This window comes from Pseudomonas mosselii (genome assembly GCF_005796105.1).
GTDB lineage: Bacteria > Pseudomonadota > Gammaproteobacteria > Pseudomonadales > Pseudomonadaceae > Aquipseudomonas > Aquipseudomonas mosselii_C.
On the sequence record NZ_VAUO01000001.1, the window covers coordinates 539476 to 562609 of the forward strand.

Here is a 23134-nt window from a genome sequence, read left to right on the forward strand (position 1 = left end):
CGATGGCTATTCAAAGTGTGACTAGCGTCTGTAGGTATGCGTAACAGTCAGAGGAGAGATGAATTCTGTGATGTTATCTGCGGGCCGGGATACTAGATTGGGTAGCCGCCACGCTGCAGATATCGAATGCTGGGTCTTTTTGTCCAAGTCTCGGGTTCGAAGGTGTGGCTGATGCTTTGGTTCGCATATGTCCTGCTCTGGAATGGGCTTAAGCATGGCACTGTTGAAAGGGATCAACCCCAAGGTATGGATTGATCTAGGAGGCGGCAGTGTTGGCTCATTCTGGCGTGCCGCTGCTAGCAGCAAGGCTGTCGTGAACCGAGCAACTTTGTGTCTCGGCCCCGGGTGGGCTTCCACCCTGCACGCCACCGGCCATAGGTATGCGCGCTCTGCTTGCCATCGCACGGGTGAATCCGTCCATGCTAACTGCATGCGATGCACCAAAAGCTCACATCGACCAAGCCGTACGCTCGTAATGAGGGCAGTCAGCGTCATCACCCCTTCGAAAATGTAACCTCCTGTGCAGTGAATGCAGCTTGGCATATCCCTTGCTATGCCTAAGAAAACCGAACGAATGTTCGTGCGGTTTCAGCAGGTCAGGTTCAACGAAATCGGGGCGCTATCGAGGCCCGAGGTTCAAGGGGAGAAGGTAGATGACAGCGTGTTTCCCAACCGTAGCCATCGTAGGAAGTGGGCCCTCAGGCTGCTACGTGGCCCAATTTCTTCAAAAAAAATGGGCAGGAGCACAGATCACTATTTTTGAGGCCCTACCAGTTCCTTACGGACTCATTCGGTATGGGGTGGCTGCTGATCACCAGGGATCTAAAGCGGTCATTCAGCAGTTCGAGCGTATGTTCGAGAAGGGTGGTGTCGAGTTCAGGGGGAATGTGAGCATCGGGCGGGACATTTCCTATGCGAAGCTGACCGAGTCATTCGATATCGTCGTCTTGGCAACCGGCCTGAACAACGACGCAACGTTGGATATTCCAGTGCATCCCCAGGCGCCAGTTGTAGGTGCGGGAAGCGTGCTCAAGGCTCTAAACGGGCATCCAAGAGCTAGCCTACCTAAGCTAGTCGACGGCACCATTCGGAAACTCGGAAGAAATGTCGCAGTTATTGGAAGTGGGAACGTTGCAATTGATGTTCTTCGGATGGTCGCGAAATCGGATGACGAGCTCGCGGGTTCAGATATCGCCGATGAAATTAGGATTGCTCTGGGCACGGAAGAAGTTAACTCCTTAACACTCATCAGCAGGTCGAGTGCTTCCGACGCTAAATGTGATGAATCAATGATGGCCGAATTGCTCAGCTTGCCTGGGGTTGCCATTCGTGCTCAGGGGATTAATGAGGATGATCAAGGCCCAATAGCACAGCTACTTAAGTTGGCATCTGGGAGAGAAATAAGTCTGGGCTTCTCTCGTTTGTTTGTAAACTTTATGTTCAATGCGGTTCCTGTGGAAGTCGAGGAGGAACGTGGTTTAGCAAAAGTCTCGCTTGTCGATCGACTGACCGGACTTCGAGCCGAAATGATGTTTGACACAGTGGTGACAGCCATTGGTTTTAATAATGAGAATGCACGTCAGTCTATTGTCCCATCTGAAGACCTAGCAGGCGACGGAGTTTATCGTGTGGGTTGGCTTAGACGAGGCCCTAAAGGTACCGTGGCTGAAAACCGAAAAGATGCTAAAGCCGTATCAGATCAGATTGTTTCTGATTATGAGGCTGGCATTGTGCAAGCTAGAAAACTTGGTTTGATTTCTATCGTTCATGAATTACCTATCGGTGTGGTAAATCATGAAGGGTGGCTTCGTATAGATCGGCATGAGCGGGCCTGTGCTAAGCCAACACGGTGTCGCGAGAAAGTCACTGAGATTAGAGCAATGCTAAAAATTGCCCAGAGTGGTGATGATATTAAAGTCATCGCTGCGTCAGAAGAGTTGGTTGACTGATTCAGTTTGATCCTGAGAGGTAAAGATATGTCGAATATTTTGATTGCTTTCGGTACTGAAAGTGGAAATGCCGAAATGGCAGCAGATGATATTGCGTCGTCTCTGAATTCGCGTGGTGCGATAGCCGTTGTTAAATCCATGGAGGACATTTCTCCCGGTGATCTGCTCGCGGTGGAACAATTGGTAGTTGTGACCTCTACCTACGGTGAAGGAGAGCTTCCTGAAACGACAGCACCTTTTTATGCGGATCTAGTAGAGGTACAGCCTGATTTGAGCGATGTTGCGTTCTATGCCTTTGGTTTGGGTGATAGCACCTACTCCAGGTTCAATAATGCGATTGATATCGTGGCCGCAAAGCTAATCGACCTAGGAGCCAGTCAAGTAGGTGAGACGGGGCGGCATGACGCGGCGAGTGGAAAATCGGTCACATCCGTAGCGCAAGCCTGGGTCGACAAAGTCTTTAACTGACAGTGGTTGGAAAGAAACATGAACATTACTCATGAAGTGTTGCCTTGGGCAAATCCTGATTTTCGCCGGAACCCTTACCCTTGGTACGCACGATTGCAGCGCGAATATCCAATCTACAAAGAAAATGAGCACACTTATATTGTCTCGCGATACGAAGACTACATCGAGTATGTGAAGCATCCTGCCATGAGCATGGTAGAGCCCGATTGGGTTAAGCCTCATCATTGGCATGTGTTCTTGGATACTGTGCTTTTTTACGATCCGCCTAAACATACCTCCCTGCGTAGGCATACAAATAAGTGGTTTACACCCAAGCTGGTGAGGGAATGGGTTAAACATACTGCTGATGCGACTCGAGAAGCCCTAAATTTTATTGAGGCTGACGGGTACATTGAAGCACACCACCATATCTGTGTTGTTCCGACCCATATCACGATGTGCCGAGTTTTGGGGATTGCTGAAGATGATATCGAGATCGCAACACTCAACTCCTTGAAAATTGTAGGGATGCAGACTCCGGCTGCCACCCAAGCGGATAAAGATCGAGCGCGAGAAGGGTTTGATTGGTTGTTCTCTAAATGCAAAACCATGATTGAAGAGAAGAGAAAGAATCCAGGGGAGGGTTTGTTGGATGCGATGTTGGCTCTAGAAGCTTCAGGGGATATGACTCCGGAGGAGGTAATTCAAACCCTAGTGCTATTCTATTTCTCTGGTGCACCAAATCCGGCATATGTCCTAGCATCGATTCTGGAACACTTTGCAAGAGAGCCTCATTTGTTCGCTCTCTATCGGAATGAGCCAGAGTCTCGGCAGGCGATGATTAACGAGTTCATTAGATTGAACCCGCCAGAGCAGTCATTCACGCGTTACCCTACCGAAGAAGTAGAGATTCGGGGAGTAAAGATTCCTGCCGGCTCTTGCATCCGATTCATGACTGCCGCAGTCAACCGTGATGAGACAGTGTTCAAAAGGCCTAACCAATTCGACCACAAGCGTCCTCAAGAGGCCAGTCAGCATGTGTCGTTCGGTATCGGCGTCCATGCGTGTGCAGGCCAGGTTATCAGTAGAGCAGAGATCGAAGCCTCTCTGAATGTCATTGCCGAAAGTTTCACCAGTATTGAATTAGCTGAAGACCCGGTTACGCTGCATGATGATCGAATTCGCAACTATCTAACACTCCCCTTGATTTTCAAGAAGTAGCAAAAATTTTGCTGCGATGTTGGTTCATTTCTTGCCCGTAGAGGTCGTTCTGGGTAGGGATCTATGGTGTTTGATTGGATGCTAGAGGGCGATATGAGTATTTTATTAAGCACTTTGCGTCAGGGAAGGGATCTCATCGCAGAATATTTACAGCAGGCATTTCTGATTTTGCTGAATGAAATTTACTCCAATCTGCGCTAATAAATAATAATCCATAGTAATTATATCTGCCGAACTATGTTAATCAAAATTCTCAATAGGAGAATCAGCATGGCGATTACTGCGGAGGCCAAGGTCTTGGGGCGCGCTTCGCCCTCGGGGCATGCAAAGCTAACTGGTCAAATGGGGGCTTTCAGCCTGGCACTTACTGTGCTCGCATTCTCAGCACCTCTAACAACGGTCTCTGGTTATATTCCAGTGGCTTTGTCCTTTGGTGGAGTTTCTAGCCCGCTGGCCTTTATACTTGTCACGGTAATGATCCTGATTTTTGGGGTTGGCTATGTAACTCTAAATGCTGCTGTCAAACGCCCAGGTGATTTTTACTCCTTTATCAGCTACGGACTCGGGAAGGAGGCTGGCTTAGGGGCGGGCCTGATGGCGGCGGTGTCCTACTTCGTTATTTTGACCGGCGTAGCGGCCTATTTTGGAGTCTCATGTGCTGATTTCCATAAGGAAATCTCTGGGCACGCTTTACCTTGGTACTGGTACTCATTGGGCTGCTGGCTGGCGGTAGGTGTTCTTGGTTACTTGAATGTTGAGCTTTCAGCAAAAGTCCTGACTTGGGTAATGGTTGCTGAAATAGTAGTTTGTCTGGTTTTTGTGTTTGGTGTTTTTGACGGTGGGGGGGGATCCTCTTTGGGGGCTGGTGTTCCGTTCACCCCTGGTGAACTATCGAAGCCGAATGTAAATTTACCATTTGCAATGCTTTTCGTTGTGTCGTTCTTCATGGGCTTTGAAGCCACGGCGTTGTTTCGGGATGAGGTTAGGCTGCCAGATCGAACCATTCCAATGGCCACTTACGGCGCCATTGTCTTTATAGGTCTGATTTATACTGTCTGCGCTTATGCCTTAATCATGTCCTATGGTTCCAGTGTTCAAGATGTTGCGTCTGCTAATCCGGCAGCTATGTTCTCATCTGCTTTCGAGAAATTTGTAGGCGGTCGTTATCGGATTTTGGTATCAGGTCTTATTCTGGTTTCTGCATTTGCATGTATTCTTTCGATTCACAACGTGCTTTCCCGCTATCTCTACAATCTGGGAACTGATGGAGCGCTGCCAGAGCTTCTTAGGCAGGTACATCCGAGACACGCATCTCCTTACAAAGCATCCATTACCGTGTCGATTTTGGTTCTTGCTGTGCTTATGCCTTTTATTTTGCTGGGGGTTCAGCCTGAACTACTCTATGGTCAGCTTTCAGGTGTAGGTACATCAGGCGTCATATTTCTGCTGACACTTGTCAACTTCTCCGCCTTGGCTTGGTACTTTACAAAGGGAAGGTTTGATGGGGCGAGTTGGACTAAATCGCTATTAGCTCCAGCTATTTCTTCCGTATTCTTCATTGCCCTTGTAGTGCTGGTTGCCAAGAATTTCGAATTACTTGTGGGCGGGGAGCCAGGGCAGAGAACCTGGATGCTATACAGTCTTGCTGTCGTGCAAATAGTGGGTATGGGGTTAGCCTGCTACTATCGGGTGGCTAAGCCTCATGTTTTTGAGAAGCTTGGTAGATGTCATAGTTGATCTCATCGCTCGGCGTTGGGTGGGTATTGCCCACCCATTTTTTTTTGCAAGAAAAATTTAGTGTTGAACTGCGCCTGGGTGATATGCTAGATAAATCGTATTTTGAGCTCTAGATGGGTGGTCGCGAGAGTATGCCTGGATCCGAAAACGCTACGGCAATGTTGGTGCGCCTTGAGCAGTATTTAGATACTTTTGATTGGAGTGGTTTGACTCGTGGCAAGCAGGTGATTTTAGAGTCGTTTTTGCTTGTAGCGACTCGAGAGGGAATCGCCAATGTTTCGATGCGTAGCCTAGCCGCTGCAGCCGGCGTGAAACCTCCGACTATGTATTTTCATTTCCCTGATGGACGTGAGCAAATTGTCGCTGCCGCGATGCGTTGGCATTACAACAGTTTTGCCCACGCGCTCAAAACTGCTCTCGCAGAGTGTCGCACTCCTGATAGCTATTGGTCGACTCTCATTAGCTTTCACGTTAGTCAGCAATTGCAACGCCCTGAGAACGATATTTGGGATGCTCTCATTGCAACAGATCGTATCGCGAAAACTTTGCCTGAGGACTTGCGAAAGGAAGTCGAGGATTGGGAGGATTTTTGCGACTACATGTATTTTTCAATCGCTCAAGATTTAGGTGCCTCATGCACAATGTTAGAGGCTAGAGCTTTGCGAAAGCTCATTGACTGCATCAATTCGTGGTGGTCTTGGGATGGCAGCGAGGCGAATTTGAATCAGGCGATTGAATACAGCTTGAGGTTGTCTCAACGGATCATCGAGATTTAGTAGTTTTACAAGTTAAATAATTAATTCTAGGCCGCACGAGTGTTTCCATGCGGCCTAGAAGGCATTCAGCTGGCAGATTGCAATTTGCGCTGTGGTTTACCGAGCGCTTTAGCTCGTGTTGAAGTGATTTTCACAGCAGCGCGAGCCGCCTCGCGTCCTTTTTCAACGAAGTGGTTGCTGAAGATCTCACGGTGGTGATCCGTCTCTTGGAAATGATGAGGAGTGAGGGATACGGAGAGCACTGGTATCTGAGTATCCAATCCGACTCTCATCAAGCCGTCCACTACAGCTTGTGCTACGAAGTCATGGCGGTAGATGCCTCCGTCGACAACCAATGCTGCAGCCGCAATTGCGGCGTATCGACCAGTCAGAGCGAGCTCCTGCGCCATGAGCGGAAGTTCAAAAGCTCCTGGAACATCCACGACATCTACGTGCTCGGCGGAGATCACCTCGCAAAAACCTTCCAATGCGCGATCAACGATATCGCTGTGCCAGCCAGCTTTGATGAATGCGTAACGATTGGCGGCCATTTTTGTCTACCTCATCAATTCTTGTTTATCTCCTCGGTTAAAGGCTGCCGAGGGCTTGTACATTCAATTGCTGGTGGAAGCTCCTTTCAAGAAGCCCCGTCAGCGTTTAGCCCTGTCCTCCTCCAGTACTCGTTTTGATTGGCATTGGAGGAGGGGGGGGTTAAGGGCTTAAAGCAATCAGGCGATTTCAGCGGATGTGCGGTAACGACGTTGATGCCAAACGAGGCACTCTGACGGATCTTCCGGAGTCATCACGATGTCGGCGATCGTGCCGATCAGGATCGTGTGGGAGAAACCGTCAATGGCGCGTTCCAGCTTGCAATCAAAGGCGATAAGGGCGCTGCTCAGCAGTGGAGCGCCGGTGACGCGTTCCACCCAGTCGGAACTCGCGAAGCGGTCTACACCGCGTTGGGTGAACAGCGTGGCAAATTCAGTCTGGTTTGGCTTGAGCACGTTGACACCAAAGGCTCCTTGAGCGATCAGCTCGTCATGTGCGCTTGCGTTCTTGTTTACGCAGACGATGAGCGAAGGCGGTTCTGCAGACAGGCTGCAGAGTGCCGAAACGGTGAGCCCCATTCGTTTCTCACCTTGGCCCGTGGTGACCAAGGAAACGGCACCGGGGAGGATCGACATTGCTTGCAAGAACAGATTCTTGTCGACCATATCACTCACTTGGGTAATTTTTTCTACAACAGACATTTTTCACCTCCGCAGACTTGGCTGGTTTGATTTGCTCCGCAGCCGTAGCGCGATCAATCCGCCTGAAATCACATTCTTCTTTGAGTTTTCTTGCTGCCCTATGGCAGTTAACCGACTCGGTGGAGGGAGCGATGTCCCGCCGAAGCCTTCGTCAATCTGAGATAGCTACGCTTGAGAGCGGCTTGTCTCTGATCTCAGGTTCTCTCACTAGCGTGCATGCGAACTGTCCCAAGTTGAGCCAGCCCGGGGAAAAGTCTGTGATCTGCGGTTTTTGGCATTGGGGAGGTGGGGGAGATGCTTGTTAACCAGGCAAGGCGTTCTGATCAGCCCCCCAGCGTGTCTGCCACGCGGAAAAGTGACCCAAGCTGGGACAGTTCGGCGCTGTACGCGTGAGCAAGACTGGCCCCTGTCGTAGACCTTTGGTTACGGAATGCGAGTAGCGAGCAGGATTGCCGAATAGAGAATCACTTGGGGCTTCCGGCTACTTGAATTCCAACATAAGAATAAATAGGAGCTGGACTCGTGAGAAATCGCGGATATGCCTTTTTAAGGGCCGGAGCTAATAAGGAATTGACACAAGAGTCCTATGAGGGCTTTTGTGAAATGATTCCGAGAGACCATGTCGATTCCTTTGTTATCTCGGATGTATTTACGATTCCTCATGTCGCAATGATGCTTGCAAAAACAGGTAGCTATGAAGCCATTGTTACTTGTGCTCTGGTTGATGAACAGGTGGCTTGGCACCAGGAACACCTTGTGAAAAACATTTTTGAGGGGCTAACGAGAGTAAGTATAGATACCGAAGTGTTAATGATTCCGTTGATCTTTGAGTCGACGAATCGCTCTGGCAGTAATCATCGTCCCCTTGATGCTGAGGCGTTCTTTTTAAGAGGTTTGGAGGCAGCAAGTACGGCTCTTGAAATTTCGAAGTTAAAGTCTTCCGTTTTTGCGCTGAAAGACGTTCTTGCAAGGCTCTGGCCTATTTGATTATGGCGCAGCTGTGATTGAATCGTTAATTTCGCTTGCTGTCACTAGGTCTGATATGTCCATTAAAACTATTTCTATTCGCGTAAAAATTGTTGCCCTTGCCGGTCTCTGCCTATTGGGTATCGTCGGTGCTGTGGTATCCATGAATATCCACATGTCAGGGAGAAATAACTTACTGATCGCGCAGTCAAGCGAGCAGATGATGATCGCGAGCGCAAAGAGCTTGCTCCTGTCTGAGGCTAGCGAGCAGGCTGTGTCTCTGGATGGACACTTTGGGCAGAGCTTGATGTTGCTCACTTCTATCGCGGATCAGGTGACGGCCCAACGAGAGGGATGGGAACAGCACGGGGGTGACGCAGCTGCACAACGTGAGCTTCTCAACCAAACCTTGAAAAAGCTGTATGAGCGTAATGCATCCTTAGGTTTACAGGGGCTCTGGATTGTTTTTGAGCCCAATAGCCTGGATGGGCAAGATGCGTCCTTCCGGAATGATCTGAAGCACGGCGGAAACGACAAGGGGCGCTTCACCTCTCAGTGGAGTCGCTACGGAGGAGCCTCGGTCAACTCGGTAATTCCTGAGGCCGACTTCGGGCGAGGCGACTTAAATGCCAGTGGTGTTCCGTACAACAACTGGTATCTGTGCCCCAAGAAAACCCGATCCATATGTCTCCAACCTCCGTTCCAAGACACCGTTAATGGTGAGACCGCGTTGTTGACATCCATATCTATGCCGGTCGTGGTCAATGGTGCTGTCGTTGCGGTGGTGGGAGTGGATCTGTCCTTGGTCGCGTTGCAGGCTGGCGTTCAAAAAAGTGCATCTGAGCTTTTCAATGGCCGAAGCTATATCGTCATCACTTCCAATGACGGGGTCGTGGCAGCCAATAGTGCGAACCCTTCCTCCATTGGGTTAGAGCGAGCAGATAAAGCGCACGGCGGCGCCACGCGGAGTTCGCCAAGTGTTGAGGAGGTCGGGGACGAGGTGCAAGCCATCTTCCCAGTTCGTCTGACCGACGCTACAGAGCCTTGGTATGTCATTTTGGGTGTGCCCCGCCATGCGCTTCTGGAAGACTCCTTGGCGATGCAGCGTCAGTTAGACGAGGCCCAGTCAAAAGGTGTTAGGGACACGCTCATTGTTGGATTTGGCGCTGCGCTCGTTGGCTTGGTGTTGATATGGCTGACTGCATCAGGCGTGATTCGCCCGATCAATGCAGTGGCGGAAATGCTCAAGGATATCGCCACCGGGGATGGTGATCTGACGCGTAGGTTGGGCTATTCGAAGCATGATGAACTAGGTGAGCTGGCGGGATGGTTCAACCGATTCTTGGACAGGCTTCAACCTACTGTTGCTCGAATCAAGCAGAGCATTGTCGAGACACGGGAGACGGCTGATCGATCATCGACAATTGCTCGCGACACCAGTGAGGGAATGCAAATCCAGTTTCGAGAAATCGACCAGGTTGCCACTGCTTCGAATGAAATGAGTGCGACAGCCCAGGATGTCGCAAGCAACGCTTCAAGTGCCGCTACGGCTGCCCAAGGTGCTGATGAGGCTGCACAGGACGGTATGACTATCATTCAGCAGAGTACTGAAGAGATCGCCAACCTGTGCGAGGAGGTCAGTCGAGCCGTAATCCAGGTTGAGGAGCTTGCCGTCAGCAGCGAGCAGATCGGATCGGTTCTCGATGTCATACGGGGTATCGCAGAGCAAACCAATCTTCTGGCATTGAATGCTGCCATCGAAGCTGCCAGAGCCGGAGAAAGTGGCCGAGGATTTGCTGTTGTTGCAGACGAAGTCAGGGCTCTGGCGCGCAGGACTCAAGATTCCGTCGAGGAGATCCGCCACGTTGTAGAGCAGATCCAAAGCCACACGCGTAGCGTCGTTACGTTGATGCACAACAGTCAGGGTAAAGCGCAAGACAATGCGCGTAGCATTCAGTATGCACTCAAGGCGTTGGATCGTATTGGGCAGGCGGTTTCGGTCATCACGAGCATGAATTTGCAGATCGCAAGCGCAGCGGAGGAGCAGGGCGCCGTGGCAGAGGAGGTGAACCGCAACGTAGCCAATATCAGGACGGTTACCGAATCGCTGACCAACCAAGCTACTCAATCGGCCCAAATGACAGGACAGTTGAACGCACTCACCGTGGAGCAGATGCGGCTCATGGATCACTTTAGGGTTTGACATCGAAGGCGTTTCATAACCTACTGAAATTGATAAATAAAGCGGTATTTTTTGCCGTGTTGGATAGGGCTGAACGGTATTATTTTGGTGCGCGTCGGTGGGATTTCGCACCAGGTCAGTGCTGTGCCTAAATGGCACAGTAAAGCGAGCTGCACAACGCTAATGTGGCCCCGTAGGTTCAAACGGCACCAGCCAACAAAAATGAAGAGGTTAAGCAATGAATCGAGTATTGGGTAAAGTCACCATCATCACTGGTGCAGCACGTGGTCAGGGTGAAGCCCATACGCGTCTGTTCGCAGCGGAAGGTGCAAAAGTCCTCATGACTGACGTTCTTGATGCCGCTGGTACGGCGGTAGCTCAACAGCTGCGTGATGCTGGCCATGATGTCCACTACGTACATATGGATGTCACCTCTGAAGCCGATTGGGTCACTGCAGTGGCTGAGGCTGAGCGTCGCTGGGGCCGAGTCGATATCTTGGTCAATAACGCAGGCATCGTCGGCACCATGAAGCCCGCCGATCAAGAGGATTTGAGTGCCTGGAACAAGCTGATTTCCATCAACCAGCAGGGTGTCTTCCTTGGCATCAAACACACCGTCCCGGCGATGCGCCGTGCGGGCGGAGGCTCGATTGTGAACATCAGCTCTATCAATGCTGCCGTCGCGGGCCCGGGCGCCTTCTCCTACCAGGCTTCCAAGGGGGCGGTGCGCATGATGACGAAGGCCGCAGCCATGGAGTATGTCGTGGACAACATCCGTGTAAACGCCGTCTGCCCTGGCCAAGTGCTCACCCCTATGGCTGAAGAAGAAGGCGAAGAGTCGGTCAAAGCGTTTGTGGCCGCTACGCCTATGAAGCGTGCTGCTCGCTCTGAAGAAGTCAGCTACGGCGTACTGTTCCTGGCCTGTGACGAGTCCAGCTATGTCACTGGCACTGAGCTCTACATCGATGGTGGTTACACCGCTCAGTAATTTGCAAACAGCCTGTTGCGCGGGCCCTTCAGGGCTCGCCTCGGCTAAAGGTTGACGCTTCAAATCTCGATGAGCCTCCTTGCGTGGAGGGGCATCGGACGGACTGCACGCTCTGCTAATTGACGTAAAGTCGCAGAACGGATATTCCGTCACTGTCGCTCTGCTGCGTAGCTTTGCTCGCTGTCAGCGCCAGATCATGCGTGCGATGTGCCCGCTACGCCTTACTACCCTGTCCGGGTGGAGGATCAACATGAACCAAACGAATACAACTAGACAGCATGAAATTGCTGCAGGTTCACTCAGCAAATCTGCCATCATCTCACTCCGAGAACAGTTTCTCGATGATCCTCTCAATACCGATCTGTCCGCATTGAGACCAGTGATTGCCCGCTCATGGCAACGCAGTGTTCTCTGCCAGGTGAGCCCGGCACAGAAAGCGATGGAACTCATCGCCAAACCTCAGATTGATGAGCAAATTCTGCGCTCCGCGACCCCTATCCTCGCCGAGCTTGAGCGGTTGTGCATTGGTTCTCAGGGTATCGTCACTCTTTCCGACTCTATGGGAACGATTGCGGATCTTCGTGGCGACTCTCAGATGGTTCGGCGTGCTGAAAAATGCTTTCCAATCTCGGGCGGCTGCATGTCAGAAGACCAGGTGGGAACCAATTCTGAGGGCACTGCGATCGAGGAAGGTGGTGCTGTACAAGTCTGGGGGGCTGAGCATTTTAACGATGCACTTCAGGACATGTATTGCACCTCGGTGCCAATTCGAGATCCGCTACGGCGCTCAATCAGAGGTGTGCTGAGCCTTGCGTTCCCAGAGCGCCTAGTCGTCGGCATGGATCCTCGCTCGATCATGCTGATTCTACAAGGCGCTGCTTCTGAAATTACCAGTGCGCTAGCCGCTCGACTGGCAGCCAAAGAACAGTCCTTGCTTGCTGAGTACCTTCGCGAAGTACGCAAACGGGGATCTGAAGCTGTTGTGGCGATGGATGGTCGTACAACGATTGCCAGTCGAGGCGCCATGCAGTTGCTGGATCAGAGCGACTATGCCGTTCTGGCTGGGTACGCGCAGGAAGTTCAAGCTACAGACCGTCCTATGGAGCGCGAAATCTGTTGTGGCCCGGACAGAACGCTCCATCTTCAGGTACGCCCTGTATCCGCTGGCGATAGTGAAGCCGGATCGGTCATTCGGCTGCGCAAGGTTGAATCCCGCACGCGAGTCGTAGTGCCTAGGGCTACCGCTAGCAAGGAGTACTTTGAGCATATCGTTGGTAAGAGCTCTACTTTCAAGCGCGCTGTTGAAGGTGCAGCCACCGCCGCTAGCCGCGAAATCCCGGCCTACATTGTTGGAGAGGCTGGCACCGGCAAGCGTGTGTTGGCTGAGGCTCTGGCAGGCCAGTTGTCCAGTGTGAACTCGACCTACGAGTGCAGCGCGGTAAGTCTGGATAATCCATTGGATCTCCAGAAGGTCGACGAGGAGTTGAATCAAGGCTCAGCTCTGATTCTGCATGAGGTGGAAAGCCTGCCTGCAATTTTCCGTGATGAATTGGCTGACCTGATCTCCTCCAAGGCTCAGCCTCGCATTGTGATGACGGCTAAGAAGGTGACAGATGAATTGCTGCCGCTGATATCAAGCATGCAGGGCATTGAAATCCAAATGCCGCCTTTGAGGACTCGCCGTGAGGATATTCCCCTTCTCGTGGAGCATTTCCTGAACCAGCTGCCGCAAAAACGACGTGCCGGCGCAAGACTGATGGAGCTCTTGGTTGGAGCAGAATGGCCAGGGAATGTCCGTCAACTGAAAGAAGTCGTGGAGTCTGCGGCTCTTAAGGCCTCTGGAGGAGAGGTCAAAGTTGAAGACTTAACTGAACTGCACCGCCGCGCCTTGGCGAGAAGTCGACTGAGTCGCCTGCAGAAAGCTGAGCTGGATCAGATCCGTGAAGCTTTGGTCGAGGCTGGGGGCAACCGCCTACGGGCAGCTGAGATCCTTCGGATTGGTCGGTCGACCCTCTATCGGAAGATCGACTCGTACACCAGCAGAGGTTTTGATATCGGCGTCAAGTGCTGATGATTGCTTGAATCTTCCAGTCCAACGAAGGCCACCCATTTGGGTGGCTTTTTCGTTTGTGCTATGTCTCTATGGCCGCTTCGTATAGTCACCGACGATGCTGGAACGCCTTTTATATGTACAGTGGAGCTATCTCGTCGGAGTCTTCAGGCGTTTTTCCAGCCGTCGGCCTGAACGGCCATTTTCAATCTAGTCGGCAGAAGAGCTATGAGTCCCCTCATTCATTGGCGAGCGATTAAAGAGGGGCGTGCAGCGTCAGAGAGAGATCCAAGGTGAGAGAGTGAATAGCTCCATTACTGGCTTTCTGGCTTGAGTTGGCGACATTTCGATCCGGCGTGCTCTGCGAATGTACCCGCGATCAGAGCATTTCACCGTGCTAGTGTGGAAGAAAAAAGCCCAGGCAATTGCCTGGGCTTAGACTTGTGTGGAGAGGGGGGATCAGCGAACGACGTTGCGCAGTTTGCCAACTTCACTGATCTCGATCTCGACCACATCACCAGGCTGCAGCCACACCGGTGGTGTGCGCTTGCTGCCGATGCCTTCTGGAGTGCCAGTAGCGATGATGTCGCCTGGGGACAGCTCAAGGAATGTCGAGACGAAGGCTACGACATCAGCAATGGTGAAGATCTGATAGCTGGTGTTCGACGACTGCATCACGTTGCCATTGACGCGAGTCTGAATGTCCAGGTTCTGCGGGTTGGTGATTTCGTTCAGAGTTACTAAAGCCGGGCCGCATGGGGTTGAGCCATCGATGGCTTTACCTGGCGTCCACTGAGTACCTCGCAGTTGCAGGTCACGAGCGGAGGTGTCATTGAACACGGTCAGGCCAGCGACGTAGTTCAGGGCTTCCTCAGCAGACACGTTGCGGCATGGCTTGCCGATGACGATGGCCAGTTCGCCTTCGAAGTCCAGGTTAGGGGTCAGCTTCGAGCAGGCAATGTCGTCTGCAGGGCCAATGAGCGAGGTGTTGAACTTGCAGAAGATGTCGGGTGCGGTTGGTAGCTTACGACCAGTTTCTGCTACGTGGTCACGGTAGTTGAGGCCGACACACAGCACTTTGTGGGAATCATGCAGAGGTGGGCCCAGGCGCACCTGCGCAAGGGTGCCAACCGAGGTATCAGGGCGAGCTTTCGCAGCGCTGACCAGCGAGTCTTCCAGATTCGAAAGTTTGCCCTGCCAGCTTTCCAGAAGCTTGCGGTTGGTCAGATCGGCCACGTCTTTCTCGCCAATGGCGGAAAGCAGTTTGGCGGTATCAAATACCTGATCGTTGATGAGGAGGCCAGGTTGCAGCTTGCCTTGATTTTCGTAGCTGACGAGTTTCATTTTTCTGCCTATCGAATAGATTGCGGTGGTGGCCTAAATCACACGTCCACGGTCTCGAGAGCGCTGGTTTGTATTGGTGTCGATTCCTACGCAGCGCCCGCGATATGGCTTAGCCACGGATAAAGCCTTTCCGGATGATCGATCCAATCATCCGGTTAGCCTTAGTGCTTAGTCTTTAACGTCGGCAGGGCGCTTGAGCTCAGCCAGGGTCTCGGTCTTATGCTTAAGACCTTTGATGCGCGGGATCACTTCAGTACCCAGCAGTTCGAAGTGACGACGGTACTGTTCACGTTGATCCAGGTAATCAAACGCGAAGTGGATCAGCGTGCCGAAGCCGCCCGAGGCATCGAGATCGCGCTGCAGCTTCTTGATAACGGTGTCAGGAGAACCGACCAGCCATTTCTCACGAGCCAGGTATTCGATGTCGATATCAGCTGCGGTGACTTTGCCCAGCTCAGGCACCATTACTGGCAGGAAGCCGCCTCGCTCGTAGCCAGGCAGCAGCCACTCGCGGTAGGTTTGACCCATGGCGCCATTGACGGCAAGGTCAATTGCTTCTTCATCGGTGTCGGCAACCAGAATGTTGTGCGCTACGCGCCATTGGTTGCGGTCGGCCTGATGGCCTGCGGCTTCGGCACCCTGCATGTAGCGGTACCAGTGGCCGGCCAGGTATTCACGACCCACGTTGAAGCTCATTGGCAGGTAGCCGTTGCGACCGGCTTCAGTGAGGGTGCGGGAGGCAGGGCTAAGGCCCGCCATGGCCAGAGGTGGGCCAGGCTGTTGGAACGGTTCGAAGAACGGGCCCTGTTGTACTGGGTCGTACTCAGGGATTTCGAATTGCCAGTATTTGCCTTCGTACTTGAAGGGGCCTTTGGTTTCCCAAATCTTGCGCATGATATCGACGGCTTCGGCCATCTTTTCAGGCGGATTGGAGTTCCCGTGAATCTTATGGTCGGACGGATAGGCGCCGGCACCCAGGCCGACGATCAGACGGCCTTGGCACATGTGATCGAGCTGCATCAGGCGGTGAGCAAGAGCGACCGGGTTATGGTGAGCTGGGACGTTAGCGCCGGTGCACAGCTTGATCTGCTTGGTTTGGGCGAGCGCGGCAGCCAGATAGAGCTCAGGGCTGCACACGGGCTCCCAGCGCATGGTGCTGTGTTCGGCAACCCAAACCTCCGACAGGCCAAACTCATCAGCCCAGCGGATGACTTGCATGTCCCAGTCATAACCATCTTTCAGGCTAGTTTGTGGCAGACGGAATGGCACCAAAAACATACCGATATCCATGAGAACCTCCAACAAAGTTGTATTTGTGATTTAAAGTCGGCAGGCGGCAATGCAACTTGGCGATGCAGTGAAATTGCTACCCACCGTATTCAGCCCGATGAAAGGCCAGTTTTTACGAATTTGATTATCCGGCGCTGGCGACGGCGATAATTGCATCGGTCAGTCGTTCGGCCATATCGGCCACAACTTGCGTCGTCATTGGCGACGAAAGTGCTACCAGGTTGGCCGGGGAGAGCAATACTCCTCGCTCATAGGCGGCCCACCATAGTTTGTGTTGCACTTCAGTGGTGTAAGTGCCGGCGGCCTTTGGGAATGGACGCAGAAGCGACCCTTTCCCTCGTACTTCCCAGCCCACCGATGCAACGCTCTCAGCGATCGACAAGCGTGCGCTGTTGCCCAAGTTGTTCATCGTGCTGATGACTTCTGGAGTGAGAAGACGCAGAGATTCCGCACCTGCAGCCATGCTGACGGGGTTGCCCGAGAAGGTACCTGCTTGTGGCAATGGGTTCGGGCCCAGAGGGTCAAGGTGGCGCATCAGTTCTTCGCGGCCAGCGAAAGCACCCACCGGGAAGCCGCCACCAATCAATTTACCGGTGGTTAGCAAGTCTGGAACCACGCCATACTCGGCGCAGGCACCGTTATAACCCAGGCGGAAGCTGATGACTTCGTCGATGATCAGAGCGATGCCGTAACGCGTGGCAAGGTCGCGAGCACCACGAACGAATTGCTGGTCAGCGGGGATCAGGCCTGCGCGGTTTGGCAGGACATCAATGATGATGGCGGCGTAGTAGTTAGGTTTCGAGGATACAGCTTCCTCAAGGGCCGCCAGATCGTTCAAGTCGATGAGGGTTACATCTTTGGTGACGCCTTCAGGAATACCGCGACGGTACTGTGGGCCTCCGGTGCTGAGCGCCAGATCGGAAGATCCGTGGTAACCATTCTTCATCATGATCACGCCATCACGCCCAGTGGCGCCGCGAGCAACGCGTACAGCGGTCATGACAGCTTCGGTACCGGAGTTGCTGTAGCGTACTTGATCAAGGCCAGGCAGACGAGCGAGCAGCAGTTCCGCGTGATCCCACTCATGGGTGTTCGGGATGCCCCAGCAGCTACCGGATTTGATCGCACGGGTGGCAGCTTCAACCAACTGTGGGTGCGCATTGCCGTGGATCAAGGTTGTGAAGTTGTTGTTGGCATCGATCAGCTCACGTCCCCGGTCATCCCATACCCTGTAGCCTTCACCGCGAACGGCATAAGGAGTGGGTGCGCCGGTGTAGTAAGTGGATCGGCCAAAGCCGCCTGGCAGAAGAGGGAAGCCCTTCGCGCCTCGACGGATGTTTGGATCCTCAGTCACGTTGCGAGCTTGGTCGCCTTTGTTTTCGATCGCCATGTTGCGCCTGTCTCCGGGAAGAATGACCTGTTAGGTCGTCATCGTGGGGACAGCGTATCGCCCAAGGTTCAGACCAAACTGTGCCGACTTGAGACAAGTCCAGTCTTTCCTCTGAGTAACTGGAGTCAGGCGATAATCTAGGCTGCCACGCTGTGGGGCGTTCTGGCGTGTAGCGAGAACAGCCTTGCGCGATAAAGTGATCCAGCGGAGCGACGAATAGCTGTTTTTTGATGTGGGAATTTTCTAGTGCGAATAGCTAGAAAATTTTCTATCAAAGGAAGGTTAATGAGGGAATTTTTACGTGTCTCAGGTTGGCACAGTCGCGGTGGGTGGCCGAGGTTAGCCTAGTCACGAAGCGGGCACTCGACCGAGTGTCAACCTGACTGGTACGAGGATAAAGATGTCTACCGCCAACCATGAAGTTTTTGCCCAAGCAGTATCGGCTCAGCGAAAGCAAAAGCCGGTCATTGTTCCGCACGTAATCGCGGGCAAAGAGTATTTCGATGGCCCGTTGCTTCAACGCGAGGATCCGAGCTATCCCTCTGTCATCGTTTCGGGCTGCCACGATGCACCGGGTGATCTAGTTCGTCTTGCCGTACAAAAGAGCCGTGAAGCACAACGTGAATGGGTGAAGGTTCCTCTGGAGGAGCGCATTGCCCGGATTGCGAAAGCAGTTGACTTCGTTGCCAGCAAAATCGACGACTGGACTGTGCGGGTTGCCGTAGAGATTGGTAAAACCCGGGCTGGCGCTCGTGCAGAAGCGTTGGAAGTGCTCGAGCTGCTGAAGTACTACGTGGAGTACGCCAGCCGTCCTGGTGCCTTCGAAGATGAGCGTGAGGAAGATCCATCTGGTCTGGCAAACCTTTCGGTGCTCCGGCCGTACGGCGTATTCGGCTTTATCACGCCTTTCAATTACCCGATTGTTCAAGCTGCTGGCCCAACCATTGCCGCGATCATCGCTGGTAACGGCATGGTCATCAAAACGACTCACCACGGCCCATGGTCGTGCCATGCAGTTTATGAAATGTGTGCCGCGATGGATCTGCCAGTCGGCCTGGTCAACATCATTCATGGCGCCGACGATCCAGGTCGCGCGCTGGTTGCAAGCGATGTTGATGGTATGTCGTTCACTGGCTCGGTCTCCGTAGGTCAGGAGATCATTCGCCAATTCAGCAATGGTGCATACCCACGCCCAGTGATCGCTGAAATGGGTGGTAAGAACCCGGTCATCGTAACCGACACGGCTGACCTGGAAATGGCGGCAGATGGTATTGTTTTCTCAGCCTTCGACCTGGTCGGTCAGAAATGCAGCGCCCTGTCGCGTGTCATCGCAACTCCGAAAGCCTACGAGCGTTTGGTCGAATTGGTTGCTGAGCGCCGTAGCAAGCTTGTCATTGCCGAGCCTGCGGTCGAGAACAGCTTCGGTGGGCCGGTCGTCGAGAAACGGGCTGTCCAGCGTTTCGAGGATGTCGTCAAAAAAGCCAAGGCTGGTGGGTTCCGTGTAGACGGCGGCGAGGTTCTGAATCAGGACGGCTACTTTGTTGACGCTACGGTCATCTCGGGTGTACCGGTAGATCACGAACTGGCGGTTACTGAGTATTTCCTGCCTTTGGTGTCGATCAGCGTTGTCCCTGATTTCAAAGCTGCGTTGAAAGCAGCCAACGCCACCTCTATGGGGCTGACTGCAGGGATTTACACTGGTGACATCGAGGAAGCACGCACGTTCCTGCGTGAGATTGAAGCTGGCTGCGTCAACGTGAACGTTCCAGGTCATGCCACCACTGGCTGGTGGCCGGGGCCTCAGGCCTTCGGTGGCTGGAAGGCAAGTGGCTCGACTGGCAAGCAGGCTCTCGGCAAGTGGTACGTGCAACAGTTCGCCCGGCAGCAGAGCCGTAAGACTGTGGCAGCGCTGGAGTCGCTGCTGGCTGAATAATTTGATGTATACCTGGGGTGGGAATTGAGCTCCCGCCCTAGGCCAAGTGAGACCCCCTTCCTTAGTGTTGGGAGGAGTGTGGGACTGACCAGAGCCTGGCTCTGGTCGAGCCATCAGGCTGACAAGAATCTAAAAAGCCTGCGTGCGTGAGGCGTCCCAGAGATTTTCCCTGCCAAAACAAATAAATCTTCGGCGAAAGGCGAAGTGACAAAAACCCTCACAGGAAAATGAAAATGAGCTCAGTGCTGAACCATGCAAGTCCAACAGGGGAGTTGGCTTCCGAGGTGACGGACGCGCCAAAAACAGATTTCAAACTCAAAGGAAATATGGGGACACTCGATCTGGTGTTCACTGTATTGGCTTTCACAGCCCCGCTGGGTGTGGTGTTTGGTTTTTTGTCTTATAATATAAGTTATGGGATTGGTGTGCCTATTGCCTTTCTAGGCGTCACTGTTCTGATGATAATGTTTGCAGTAGGTTTCACTAACATGACTCGTCAGGTACCACGTCCAGGAGCGTTTTATACTTATATTGCCGAGGGGCTTGGAAGGCCTCTGGGGCTTGGCGGGTCATTCCTTGCGCTAGTGACTTATGGGTTCAACATAGTTGCGGCTTTGGTGTTTGCTGGTATTGCAGTTAACAATTTTATAACTAGCTTTATTGGTGAGAGTGCGGTGGCATGGTGGGTTTGGTCGCTGCTTATGCTTGCGGTAGTTTGGGGGATGAGCTACTTCAACGTGGAGTTTTCTGCCAAGGTTCTCACTGTGGTGCTGTTCCTTGAAGTGGTCGCAATAGTAATCTTCGATGTTGTAGTGTTGTACAATGGTGGCCCTGAAGGGCACTCCATTGAGCCATGGAATCCCGTAAATCTTATGACGCCGACACTGGGTCTGCTCCTGCTATTCAGTGTTGGATTGTTTAACGGGTTTGAAGCAACGGCGATTTATCGTGACGAGGTTCGTGATCCTATTAATACGATTCCTCGTGCTACTTATCTTGCGATTGTGTTTTTAGGTGTATTTTACGCAATATCTTCATATGCCTTGATCACTTCTGCAGGTGTCTCGCATGCTGTGGCGAACGCGCAGGCTAACCCCGCTGGTATGATGCCAGACGCATTGCTTCGGTATTTCGGGGTGTTCGCCAATCAAGTGGTTGCTGCGCTTCTATTAACAAGTATGTTTGCTTCTACTCTTTCTCTTCAGAATATTCTTTCGCGCTACACTCATTCGTTGAGTGTTGACGGAGTTCTTCCGCGAATCCTGGCGACAGTTCACCCCAAGCATGGCTCTCCTTACATGTCAGCGATGGCAGTTGGTAGTTTCATTTTTGTCGCTTTGGTGATTTCGATCCTAACCAAAACCAAAGAAATGGCACTCTACGGAGCGGCAGTAGGTATTGCTTTTTACGGAATGCTGCTTCTGCTTTTCCTTACGTCGGTGGCAGTGCTGGTTTTCTTCCGGCGAAAAGGCGAAGGTTTTTCGTTCTGGAAGACCTTTGTCGCTCCTCTGATTGCTGCCATTGGTGTGGGAGCGGTAGTCGTTATCGCCTCAGCCAATATTGAGCTTCTTATTGATGCGCCTCACGTTATTATATGGTCGCTGGTAGCTTTGACTTATGTGGCGATCGGCTTGGGTGTTGTAATTGCTTTAGTGCTCAAGAAGAAAGGTTCAGCTACCTACGAAAGAATTGGTCGAAGAGTCGACTGATAAATAATGCTAATGCCACCTGAGCCTCCTTCAGGTGGTAGCCCTTCGCTGTGTGTTTCAATAAACTCAGGTATTAACATATGTCGACTATTGCCGATCGTGGCACCCTTTTGGTTGCTCCTCATCAATTTCCGCATCTTGAGCGTGAACAAAAATTAGCTGCTCAGTTTGGGTTGAAACTTGTAGCGGCTGTAGACCAGCAAGCCTTCACCGACGGGATGGTCGATGCTGAAATCGTCATGGTCACCCCCTACGGTAAGGTTAACGAGGCCGAATTTGCGCGCATGACGCGTTGCAAAGCGGTGGTTCGTTATGGCATTGGTTACGACAACATTGACGTAAAGGCTGCTGCTAAATACGGCGTTCCGGTTTCCATTGTCCCAGATGCCTCATCCGAAGAGGTTGCGGCGCATGCTCTGGCAATGGGGGTGGCCTTGGCTCGTCGTCTGCCGCATGGCCAAGCAGCTATTATGAACAATGGCTGGGCGGGGACTATTGCTTATGACACGCCCAAGCTTGCTGATCTTGAGGTGGGTATCCTCGGTATGGGGCGTATCGGTCGTCTGACTGCCGGTTGGTGGGCAAAGCTCGGTACCAAAGTGAAAGCCTATGATCCGTTCGCGGAGTTTACTGATATCCCGAAGGCATCTTTGGAAGAAATCTTGGAGCAGTCCGATGTGGTCTCTCTGCATCTGCCTCTTAATGCCGATACCCGCAATATGATTTCCACCGAAGTGCTGAAGCGTATGCGTCCAGGTGCGGTCATCGTTAACGTATCTCGAGGCGGCCTCATCGATGAGCCTGCTTTGGCGGAAGCCCTGAGCTCGGGGCAAATCGCCGGCGCAGCATTGGACGTGTTTGCCAAAGAGCCACTGCCAGCTGACAGCCCGCTGCGCGATGCACCGAACCTCATCCTGACCCCGCACATTGCTTGGCGTTCGAACACCTCGCTGGGCGCTCTGCAGGACGGCGCGGTTGATCGAGCGCGTAAGGCGCTGTTTGGCGAGCAGATGCCAGACGTAGTCAGCTAAGCCCGGCCCCGAGCGTGCTAGAGTGGTTCTGGCACGCTCCCTGGTTCGTTTGAACTGTGTTGTTGGAGTAAGTCATGTTAGAGAAAAAGGTAGTCCTCATCACCGGCGCCGCAAAAGGTATGGGTGAGTCTCACGCTCGGATCTGTGCGGGTTACGGCGCAATTGTTGTTCTGGCTGATCTGGATCTGAATGGCGAGGCCGTTGCACAAAGTATCCGAGAAGCTGGTGGCCAGGCTAGCTTTTACAAGTTGAACGTGACCAGCCCTGAAAACTGGAAAAGCGTTATCGATGCTATTTTGAAAGAGCACAGCCGCCTGGATGGGCTGGTGAATAATGCTGGCATCGTAGTCTCGAAACCGACTGAAGAAATCACAGAAGCTGAATTGAATCTGTGTATTGATGTGAACTTCAAAGGTACCTTCTTCGGTTGCCAGGCCGCATTACCTGCTTTCCAGGCTGCCGGTGGTGGCTCCATCGTGAATATCTCCTCCACCTCGGGCATGGTTGCGAACCTGCCTGGCCTTAGCGTGTATTGTGCAACCAAGGCCGCTGTTCGACTGTTTACTAAAGCTGTGGCACTGGATTATGCAAATTATGGTATTCGGGCAAACTCCGTCCACCCGGGCACCATTGAAACTCCGATGGTGGCGGAATACTTAGCTGATAAGAGCACAGAAGAGTTGCTGGCTGGTGCGGCCATTCTTAAACGTGTAGGAAAGGCTTCGGAAGTATCAGAGACGGTGGCATTCCTGCTCTCTGATCGCTCGTCGTACATGACAGGCAGCGAGTTGGTAGTGGATGGTGGTGTCACTGCTCAGTAAAACTGCTTCAGTGCTGTAACGTTAATTTTAGTTGATATGCTCACCCTCTTTGCATAGCAAACTCTCTGTTT

At 52.5% G+C, this 23134-nt stretch carries 17 protein-coding genes and 2 pseudogenes; 14 read left to right on the top strand and 5 right to left on the bottom strand.

Features of this window, described 5'->3' with window-relative positions; all coding sequences use genetic code 11:
• The first annotated feature begins 653 nt into the window (after positions 1–653).
• The 5 genes from FEM01_RS02550 (at position 654) to FEM01_RS02570 (ending at position 6130) form a co-directional block, all read left to right on the top strand.
• The gene (locus FEM01_RS02550; RefSeq protein ID WP_138217709.1) at positions 654–1949 is read left to right on the top strand and encodes an FAD-dependent oxidoreductase; all 1296 of its coding nucleotides are present in this window, start codon (positions 654–656) and stop codon (positions 1947–1949) included.
• 27 nt (positions 1950–1976) lie between these two features.
• Positions 1977–2417, top strand: coding sequence for a flavodoxin family protein (locus FEM01_RS02555; protein WP_138217710.1), 441 nt, complete (start codon positions 1977–1979; stop codon positions 2415–2417).
• Positions 2418–2435: 18 nt separating this feature from the next.
• Positions 2436–3617, top strand: a complete 1182-nt coding sequence (locus FEM01_RS02560) for a cytochrome P450 (RefSeq protein ID WP_138217711.1) — start codon at positions 2436–2438, stop codon at positions 3615–3617.
• A gap of 270 nt (positions 3618–3887) precedes the next feature.
• Positions 3888–5354: an APC family permease gene (locus FEM01_RS02565; protein ID WP_171030891.1), complete on the top strand. Its 1467-nt coding sequence runs from the start codon at positions 3888–3890 to the stop codon at positions 5352–5354.
• Between the two features lie 131 nt (positions 5355–5485).
• Positions 5486–6130 carry a TetR/AcrR family transcriptional regulator gene (locus FEM01_RS02570; protein ID WP_171030892.1) on the top strand — a complete coding sequence of 215 codons (645 nt, stop codon included), beginning with the start codon at positions 5486–5488 and terminating at the stop codon, positions 6128–6130.
• Between the two features lie 65 nt (positions 6131–6195).
• Here the strand turns inward: FEM01_RS02570 and FEM01_RS02575 are convergent, their stop codons facing one another.
• The gene (locus FEM01_RS02575) at positions 6196–6660 is read right to left on the bottom strand and encodes a 6,7-dimethyl-8-ribityllumazine synthase (protein WP_138217713.1); all 465 of its coding nucleotides are present in this window, start codon (positions 6658–6660) and stop codon (positions 6196–6198) included.
• Between the two features lie 177 nt (positions 6661–6837).
• Positions 6838–7359, bottom strand: coding sequence for a flavin reductase family protein (locus tag FEM01_RS02580; RefSeq protein WP_138217714.1), 522 nt, complete (start codon positions 7357–7359; stop codon positions 6838–6840).
• Positions 7360–7881: 522 nt separating this feature from the next.
• Here FEM01_RS02580 and FEM01_RS02585 point away from each other — a divergent pair.
• The 5 genes and pseudogenes from FEM01_RS02585 to FEM01_RS02600 all read left to right on the top strand — a co-directional run bounded on the left by FEM01_RS02585 (position 7882) and on the right by FEM01_RS02600 (position 13566).
• Positions 7882–8346, top strand: a complete 465-nt coding sequence (locus tag FEM01_RS02585; protein WP_171030893.1) for a 6,7-dimethyl-8-ribityllumazine synthase — start codon at positions 7882–7884, stop codon at positions 8344–8346.
• 286 nt (positions 8347–8632) lie between these two features.
• A pseudogene (locus tag FEM01_RS24595) lies at positions 8633–9670 on the top strand (HAMP domain-containing protein); the annotation flags it as partial.
• Positions 9671–9982: 312 nt separating this feature from the next.
• A pseudogene (locus FEM01_RS24600) lies at positions 9983–10528 on the top strand (methyl-accepting chemotaxis protein); the annotation flags it as partial.
• Between the two features lie 217 nt (positions 10529–10745).
• Complete coding sequence (locus FEM01_RS02595) at positions 10746–11495, top strand: glucose 1-dehydrogenase (protein WP_119688842.1); 750 nt, start codon at positions 10746–10748, stop codon at positions 11493–11495.
• Between the two features lie 250 nt (positions 11496–11745).
• The gene (locus tag FEM01_RS02600) at positions 11746–13566 is read left to right on the top strand and encodes a sigma-54-dependent Fis family transcriptional regulator (protein ID WP_171030894.1); all 1821 of its coding nucleotides are present in this window, start codon (positions 11746–11748) and stop codon (positions 13564–13566) included.
• Between the two features lie 438 nt (positions 13567–14004).
• Here FEM01_RS02600 and FEM01_RS02605 read toward each other — a convergent pair whose 3' ends face one another.
• From FEM01_RS02605 to FEM01_RS02615, 3 genes are all read right to left on the bottom strand, one after another.
• Positions 14005–14889, bottom strand: a complete 885-nt coding sequence (locus tag FEM01_RS02605; protein WP_138217718.1) for a fumarylacetoacetate hydrolase family protein — start codon at positions 14887–14889, stop codon at positions 14005–14007.
• A 168-nt stretch (positions 14890–15057) separates the two neighbouring features.
• Positions 15058–16179, bottom strand: coding sequence for an LLM class flavin-dependent oxidoreductase (locus FEM01_RS02610; RefSeq protein WP_119688848.1), 1122 nt, complete (start codon positions 16177–16179; stop codon positions 15058–15060).
• 124 nt (positions 16180–16303) lie between these two features.
• The gene (locus tag FEM01_RS02615; RefSeq protein ID WP_138217719.1) at positions 16304–17569 is read right to left on the bottom strand and encodes an aspartate aminotransferase family protein; all 1266 of its coding nucleotides are present in this window, start codon (positions 17567–17569) and stop codon (positions 16304–16306) included.
• Positions 17570–17969: 400 nt separating this feature from the next.
• Here FEM01_RS02615 and FEM01_RS02620 point away from each other — a divergent pair, with 400 nt between their 5' ends.
• From FEM01_RS02620 to FEM01_RS02635, 4 genes are all read left to right on the top strand, one after another.
• A complete protein-coding gene (locus FEM01_RS02620) occupies positions 17970–19502 on the top strand; it encodes an aldehyde dehydrogenase family protein (RefSeq protein ID WP_138217720.1) in 1533 nt (510 codons plus the stop codon).
• A gap of 233 nt (positions 19503–19735) precedes the next feature.
• A complete protein-coding gene (locus FEM01_RS02625; protein WP_171030895.1) occupies positions 19736–21211 on the top strand; it encodes an APC family permease in 1476 nt (491 codons plus the stop codon).
• Positions 21212–21291: 80 nt separating this feature from the next.
• Positions 21292–22242 carry a C-terminal binding protein gene (locus FEM01_RS02630; RefSeq protein WP_138217722.1) on the top strand — a complete coding sequence of 317 codons (951 nt, stop codon included), beginning with the start codon at positions 21292–21294 and terminating at the stop codon, positions 22240–22242.
• Between the two features lie 74 nt (positions 22243–22316).
• A complete protein-coding gene (locus FEM01_RS02635; RefSeq protein WP_138217723.1) occupies positions 22317–23063 on the top strand; it encodes an SDR family NAD(P)-dependent oxidoreductase in 747 nt (248 codons plus the stop codon).
• The last annotated feature ends 71 nt before the right edge of the window (positions 23064–23134 follow it).